Origin of the sequence: Kitasatospora sp. NPDC056800 (assembly GCF_042789775.1) — a bacterium.
Classification (GTDB): Bacteria; Actinomycetota; Actinomycetes; order Streptomycetales; family Streptomycetaceae; genus Kitasatospora.
Map to the genome: position 1 here is coordinate 39,762 of NZ_JBHUAL010000046.1, position 6,678 is coordinate 46,439.

At 74.8% G+C, this 6,678-nt stretch carries 4 protein-coding genes, 1 tRNA gene, 1 pseudogene and 1 riboswitch; of the genes and pseudogenes, 2 read left to right on the forward strand and 4 right to left on the reverse strand.

All coding sequences use genetic code 11. From position 1 onward, the window contains the following. Window positions 1–159: 159 nt before the first annotated feature. Window positions 160–1,449 carry a hypothetical protein gene (locus ACFRQN_RS13450; RefSeq protein WP_198959474.1) on the forward strand — a complete coding sequence of 430 codons (1,290 nt, stop codon included), beginning with the start codon at window positions 160–162 and terminating at the stop codon, window positions 1,447–1,449. A gap of 3 nt (window positions 1,450–1,452) precedes the next feature. On the opposite strand, the gene ACFRQN_RS13455 is transcribed toward ACFRQN_RS13450, so the two are convergent. Then, on the reverse strand, window positions 1,453–2,892 hold the full coding sequence (locus ACFRQN_RS13455; RefSeq protein WP_049656932.1) for an MFS transporter: 1,440 nt from the start codon (window positions 2,890–2,892) through the stop codon (window positions 1,453–1,455). Between the two features lie 94 nt (window positions 2,893–2,986). Continuing rightward, on the reverse strand, window positions 2,987–3,301 hold the full coding sequence (locus tag ACFRQN_RS13460) for a multidrug efflux SMR transporter (RefSeq protein ID WP_049656934.1): 315 nt from the start codon (window positions 3,299–3,301) through the stop codon (window positions 2,987–2,989). Between the two features lie 44 nt (window positions 3,302–3,345). After that, window positions 3,346–3,411, reverse strand: a riboswitch (guanidine-III (ykkC-III) riboswitch). 84 nt (window positions 3,412–3,495) lie between these two features. Between ACFRQN_RS13460 and ACFRQN_RS13465 the strand changes: the two genes are divergently transcribed. After that, window positions 3,496–3,567: transfer RNA gene (locus ACFRQN_RS13465), tRNA-Cys, on the forward strand. A gap of 96 nt (window positions 3,568–3,663) precedes the next feature. On the opposite strand, the gene ACFRQN_RS13470 is transcribed toward ACFRQN_RS13465, so the two are convergent. Continuing rightward, on the reverse strand, window positions 3,664–5,991 hold the full coding sequence (locus ACFRQN_RS13470) for a xanthine dehydrogenase family protein molybdopterin-binding subunit (RefSeq protein ID WP_380740345.1): 2,328 nt from the start codon (window positions 5,989–5,991) through the stop codon (window positions 3,664–3,666). Then, window positions 5,988–6,678 (reverse strand): annotated as a pseudogene (locus ACFRQN_RS13475) (hypothetical protein); the annotation flags it as partial. The gene ACFRQN_RS13470 and the pseudogene ACFRQN_RS13475, both read right to left, overlap by 4 nt.

Below are 6,678 nucleotides of genomic sequence, written 5' to 3' on the forward strand. Positions count from 1 at the left end.
TTGCGGCGTTCGGGCGATCGCTCCGGACGACGCGCTGCGCCTCTCCGACCGGCCCCGCCCCCGTGCCATGCTGACCCGGCCACGGGTTGTATCACCCACTTGTCCGACCGGACTCCGCACTCCCGCACGCCGCCCCACCGCCCCACGAACGGAGTGACCATGGAAGCCCTCTCACGCCGCACCCTGCTGGCGGCGGGCGCCGCCACCGCCGCCACCCTGGCGGCCGGCTGCGGCAGCGACCACGCCACCGGCGGAGTGCGGGTGCCCGGAGCCGTCGTCCCGGCCACCGGCGCGGCCGACGAGCGGGGCGACACCCCCGCCCCGGCCCCGGCCCCCAAGCCGCAGGCCGTCCTGATCGGCGACGGCTCCACCTCGGACACCGGCGCCCAGCCGCACCAGCCGGTCCCCGACCGGCTGCAGCCCGGCCAGCGCCCGCCGCAGTTCGTGGTCTTCTCCTGGGACGGCGCCGGCGAGCTCGACAACGGCCTGTTCGCCCGCTTCCGCCGGCTGGCGCAGGAGCACGACGCGAAGATGACCTTCTTCCTCAGCGGCCTCTACCTGCTGCCGGAGTCCAAGAAGGACCTCTACCGCCCGCCGCAGCACAGGGCCGGCGCCTCCGACATCGGCTACCTGAGCGACCAGCACATCCGCGACACCCTGGAGAACGTGCACGCGGCCTGGCTGGAGGGCCACGAGATCGGGACCCACTTCAACGGCCACTTCTGCGGCTCCACCGGCGTCGGCAAGTGGTCCCCCGAGGAGTGGGACAGCGAGATCCAGCAGGCGATGGACTTCGTGACGAACTGGCGCACCAACACCGGCTTCACCGACCTGCCGGCGCTGCCCTTCGACTACCGCAAGGAGCTGATCGGCAGCCGCACCCCCTGTCTGGAGGGCCAGCGCAACCTGCTGCCCACCGCGGTCAAGCGCGGCTGGCGCTACGACAGCAGCGGCAACGGCACCCAGGTGTGGCCGCAGAAGATCCAGGGCGGCGCCCTGTGGGACCTCCCGCTGCAGTCCATCCCGTTCCCCGGGCACACCTTCCAGGTGCTCTCGATGGACTACAACATCATGTACAACCAGTGCGGCCCCAACACCAAGGCCGACCCGGCGCTCCACCCCGGCTTCCAGACCCAGGCCCGCGACGCCTACCTGATGGGCTTCGACCGCACCTACAACGGCAACCGGGCGCCGTACGTCATCGGCAACCACTTCGAGGAGTGGAACGGCGGCATCTACATGAACGCCGTCGAGGACGTCCTCCGGACCATCGCGGGCAAGCCGGAGGTCCGGCTGGTCTCCTTCCGGCAGCTGGTCGACTGGCTGGACGCCCAGGACCCGGCGGTGCTGCGCAAGCTCCAGACCCTCGCCCCGGGCCAGGCGCCGGCCGGCGGCTGGGAGGCCTTCCTCGGCGCCCCGGCGGGGGCCGGAGCCCCCGCCGGGTCCTGACCGTCAGGCCTTCGCCCGCACCCGGCCGGCCAGCAGCGCGCCGAGCAGCGCCACCCCGGCCATCGACAGCAGGATCACCGCGAAGGCGCCGGGCGAGCCGGCCGCCCCGCCGCCCTCGTGGGCGGCGGCGAGCGAGCCGCCGCCCAGCGCCGCGAACAGCACCCCGGCCATCCCGGTCAGCAGCACGTTGCCCAGCGCGTCGCTCATCTGCAGGGCGGCCGAGTTGGCCCCGGCGTCCTCCGGCGTGGAGAGCTTCATCATCAGCACGCTGACGCTCGCGATCGCCATCCCCATCCCGATGCCGCCGACGCCCCAGGCCACCGACGCGACCCAGGCCGGCACCGCCGGGAACAGCACCAGCGCGGCGCCCCCGATCGCCACCGCGGTCAGCAGCAGGCCGCCCCGGATCATCGCCTCGCGGTAGCGCTCCGCCCCGGGCCGGCCCTGGAGCCAGGAGCCGACCGCCCAGGTGAGGCCGCCGCTGGTCAGGGTCAGGCCGGCCAGCGTCGGCGAGAGGTCCCGCTGGGTGGTCATCATCAGCGGGACGAAGGCCTCGGCGCCGAGGAACGCCCCGGCCGCCATCCCGCGCAGCAGGATCACCGCCGGCAGCCCCCGCCCGGCCCGCAGGGTCCCGGTCGGCAGCAGCCCCAGGACGGCCGGCACCAGCAGCGCCGCCCCGGCGATCCCCGGGAGCAGCCCGATCAGGTCGCGCCGCTGGCCCGCGTACTGCAGCAGGCCGGCGCCGACCGCCGCCATCGCGGCCAGCAGGGTGCGACGGCGGTCGAAGGCCGCGCCCCGGACCACCGGGCGCTCCCGCTCCGAGCGGGCCAGCGCCGGGCCCATCACGGCCAGCGGCAGCAGGATCAGCGCCGGCACGGCCAGGAACACCCAGCGCCAGCCCAGGTGCTGGGTGACGGCCCCGGAGACCAGCGGGCCGATGATCGAGGGCAGCACCCAGGCGGAGGAGAAGGCCGCGAACACCGCGGGCCGCAGCCGCTCCGGGTAGGCCCGGCCGACGACCACGTACAGCGCGACGATCACCAGCCCGCCGCCCAGGCCCTGGATCGCCCGGCCGGCCACGAACACCCACATCCCGGGCGCCGTCCCGGCCACCACCAGCCCCACGCCGAACACCGCGATGCCGCTGAACAGCGGCCTCAGCGGGCCGCTCCGGTCGCACCACTGGCCGGAGACGACCAGGGCGAACAGGGTGGTGGTGAAGTAGCCGGAGAAGGCGAAGGCGTACAGCCCGAGCCCGTTCAGCTGGCGGGCCGCGGTCGGCATCGCGGTGTTGACGGCCGTCGCCTCGAAGGCGATCACCAGGACCACCGAGACGATCCCCAGGGTCAGCGCGCGGTAGCGGCCGCCGAGCACCCCGCCACCGGGGTCGTCGTCGAGGGGTATCGGAACAGGGTCGACCGAGGTGGGGGAGGCAGTGGTCATACGTAACATCGTAAGAGCCGTCCGCCTCGATGACCCCTGACCCCGGTCGGTGATCGACTCCGCCCCGGGACCTACGCCGCGGGCCCGCCGGGGCTCAGTGCAGCACCTTGAGGCCCACCACGCCGGAGACGATCAGCAGCAGGCAGCCGATCCGGGCCATGGTCACCGCGTCCCCCAGGACGGCCATGCCGTAGACCGCGGTGCCGACCGCGCCGATGCCGACCCAGACCGCGTAGCCGGTACCGATCGGAATGGTGCGCATCGCGTACGCCAGCCCGCCCATGCTGAACAGCAGGGCGACGCCGAAGACGAGGCTGGGAACGAGGCGGGTGAAGCCCTTGGACGATTCCAGGGCGACCGCCCAGACGGTTTCGAGGAAACCCGAGAGGATCAGAACGAGCCAGGCCATGACGGTGGTGCCTCCGCAGTCCACAGCGGCCGGATTGCCGCTGAACTGCGCCGTCTTGTCGTCACCGGGTACGACGCGCTCGTCCGGGGTGGCGGAAATGCCGCCACCGGTCTCCGACGGTAGCACACACTGCCATACAGAATTTACAAAGGAGCGTTGACCGCTCTCTCCGGATCGGCCACTATGAATTCACTGGCCGTGTGCCCGAGTGGCTTAGGGAACCGTCTGCAAAGCGGTACACGCGGGTTCGATCCCCGCCATGGCCTCGTGGAGAAAGGAATTGCCGGTCGACCCGGAAAAGTCGGCCGGCAATTCCTTTCCGCTGTTTGCACCGCTTTCCGTCGCCTTTCCGAACAGTCCGGTCAGGCGGTGACGGCGTCCTCCGCCCGGATCGGCAGCCGGCCGACCGGCAGGCCGGTGGCGGCGCGCACGGCCGCGGCGACGGCCGCCGGGGCGACCACCGCGGGGACGGCGCCGACCGCCTTGGCGCCGAACGGGGCCACCACGTCGCGCTCCTCCAGCAGCGCGGCGATCCGCACCTCCGGGGTGTCCAGCGCGGTGGGCAGCCGGTAGCCGGTGAGCGAGGGGTTCTGCAGCACCCCGCCCTCCGTCCGCAGGTCCTCCAGCAGCGCCAGGCCGACGCCCTGGGCCACCCCCGCCTCGATCCGGTCCTCGATCTGGCGCGGGTTCAGCGCCCGGCCGACGTCCTGGGCGACGGTCATCTCGACCACCCGGACGGCGCCCAGCTCGATGTCCACGTCCACCACCGCGCGCATCGCGCAGAACGAGATGGAGACGAAGGCGTCGCCCTGCCCGGACTCGTCCAGCGGCTCGGTGGGGTGCGGGCGGCACTGCGCGGTCGCCCACAGCTCCTTGCCCTCCAGCGCCTCGGCGACCGGCATGCCGAGCACCCCGTCGTACGAGGTGATCTTGCCGTCGGCGATCTGGAGCAGCTCCGCCGACATCCCGAAGTTCGCCGCGATCGGCTGCAGCAGCTGGTGGCGGACCATCAGCGCGGCCCGCTCGACGGCGCCGCCGGAGACCCAGGTGTGCCGGCCGCGGGCGGACGGCCCGGCGATCGACTGGTCGCTGTCGGCCGGCGCGATGTAGACCTCGCTGACGCCCAGCACGGTCTGCACGATCTGCCGGGCCAGCGTGGCGAAGCCCTGCCCGGCGTCGACCGCCGCGCAGATCACCGTCGCGTGGTCGCCGCTGACCCGCACCGTCGCGGTCGAGACCTCGTCCTCGCCCTCGGCGCCCAGCATGTGCACCATGCCGACGGCGTAGCCGATGCCGCGCCGCACCGCCGCCGGGTCGCCCGCGCCGCCGGGCCCGCCGGGCAGCAGCCACTCGGCGTCCGGGTCGTCCACCGGCAGGGCCGGCAGCGGCTCGGCCGCGACCGCGTCCAGCAGGGCGCGCACCGGCGCCGGGCAGGTGACGGCCTGTCCGGTGGGCAGCGGGTCGCCGGTGGACATCGCGTTGCGGCGGCGGATCTCCACCGGGTCCACGCCGATCCGGGCGGCCAGCTGGTCCAGCTGGGACTCGTAAGCGAAGCAGGCCTGCAGGGCGCCCTCGCCGCGCATCCGGCCGGCCGGCGGGTTGTTGGTGCGCACCGCCCAGGCGTCCACGAAGACGTTCGGGCAGACGTACGGACCGGCCGAGAAGGCCGTCGCGGCGGCCAGCGCCTCGGCGGAGACGTCCGCGTAGGCGCCGCCGTCCAGCAGGATCTGCGCCTCGACCTTCACCAGCGTGCCCTCGGCGTCGGCGTGGTGGCGGTAGCGCAGCAGCGCGGGGTGGCGCGAGGTGTGGGTGTGGAAGGACTCCTCGCGGGTGAGCGTCATCTTCACCGGGCGGCCGGTGCGCAGCGCCAGCAGGGCCAGGGTGACCTGGAACGAGAGGTCCTCGCGGTCGGTGGTGGCGCCGGGCACGCCGGTGGCCACCAGCCGGACCCGGTCCGGCTCCAGGCCGAGGCAGGCGGCGGTGCGGTCGCGGTCGCCGTGCGGGTCGGTGGAGGACAGGTGCAGTTCGACGCCACCGTCCGGGCGCGGCACGGCCAGCCCGGCCTCGGCGCCGAGCGGGGCCGGGTCCTGCCGGCCGACCTGGTAGAGGCCCTCGACGATGATCTCGCCGACCGCGTCCGGGTCCCCGGTGCGCAGCGGCAGGTGGCGGAACAGGTTGCCGTCGGGGTGCAGCGGCGGCGCGGTGAAGGACTGCTCCGGGTCGGTGACGGCCTCCAGCGGCTCGTAGTCGACCGCGATCAGGCCGACCGCCAGCCGGGCGGTGTCCGGGTGGTCGGCGGCCACCGCGGCGATCGGCTCGCCGTGGTGGCGCACCACGCCGGCGGCCAGCACCGGCCGGTCGGAGACGATCGGCCCGGCCGGGGCGCCGTCGGGGGTGCCGTCCGGGCCGGGCGGCAGGTCGGTGGCGGTGACCACGGCGTGCACCCCGGGCAGCGCCAGCGCGGCCGAGGTGTCGATGCCGCGGATCCGGGCGTGCGGGTGCGGCGAGCGCAGCACCGCGCCCCACAGCAGGCCCTCGGCCCACAGGTCGGCCGCGTACGGGTAGATGCCGAGCGCCTTCGGCAGCGCGTCGCCGCGCAGCGGGGAGCTGCCCAGGCCGATCGGCTCCGGTGCGCCGCCCTCGCCGCCGTCCTGCTGGAGTGCTGCGCCGATGTCGGTAGGCGACGTCATGATGCGTGGTCGTCCTCGGGGAGCCGGATGCCGTGGGCGGGGGTGGCCCCGTACGGGACACCGGCCGGGGCGCCGCCCTCGGCCGGGGCACCGTGCGGGTGCGGAGCGGGGTACGGGGTGCCGTGCGGCGGCGTGCCGTCGTAAACGGTGCCGGGCAGCGGGGTGCCGTGCGCGGGGGTGGGCTCGTAGACCGGGGCGTCGTACCCGGTGTCGTAGCCGTTCTGCTGCTGGTGGCCGTCCGGGTAGGGCAGGTAGGTGCCGTGCGCGGGGGTGGCCTGGTAGGGCTGCTCGGGGTAGCCCTGCGGCGGGTAGTACACCTGCTCGTCGGCGGCCTGGGCGGGGATGGCGTCCCGGATCGGGGCCAGCACGGTGGTGTCGTACACGCCGGTGTCGTAGCCGCCCTGGGGGTCGCCGTACGGCACTCCGGCCGGGGCCGGCCCGACGCCCGGCTGCCCCACGGCGTGCTGCGGGACGGCGTGCTGCTCGACGGGCTGCTGCGGGACGGGCTGCTGCTCGACGGCCTGCTGCGGGACGTGCTCGATCCAGTCCCCGGCGTCGGCGTAGACCGGCGGCTCGACGGCCTGCCCGGGCTCGACCGGCGCCTCCGCCGGCCGTGCGGCGGGCGGCTCGGCGACGGGCTCGGCGACCGGCTCGGCCGGCGCCTCGGCGGCGGGCCCGGCGGCGGCC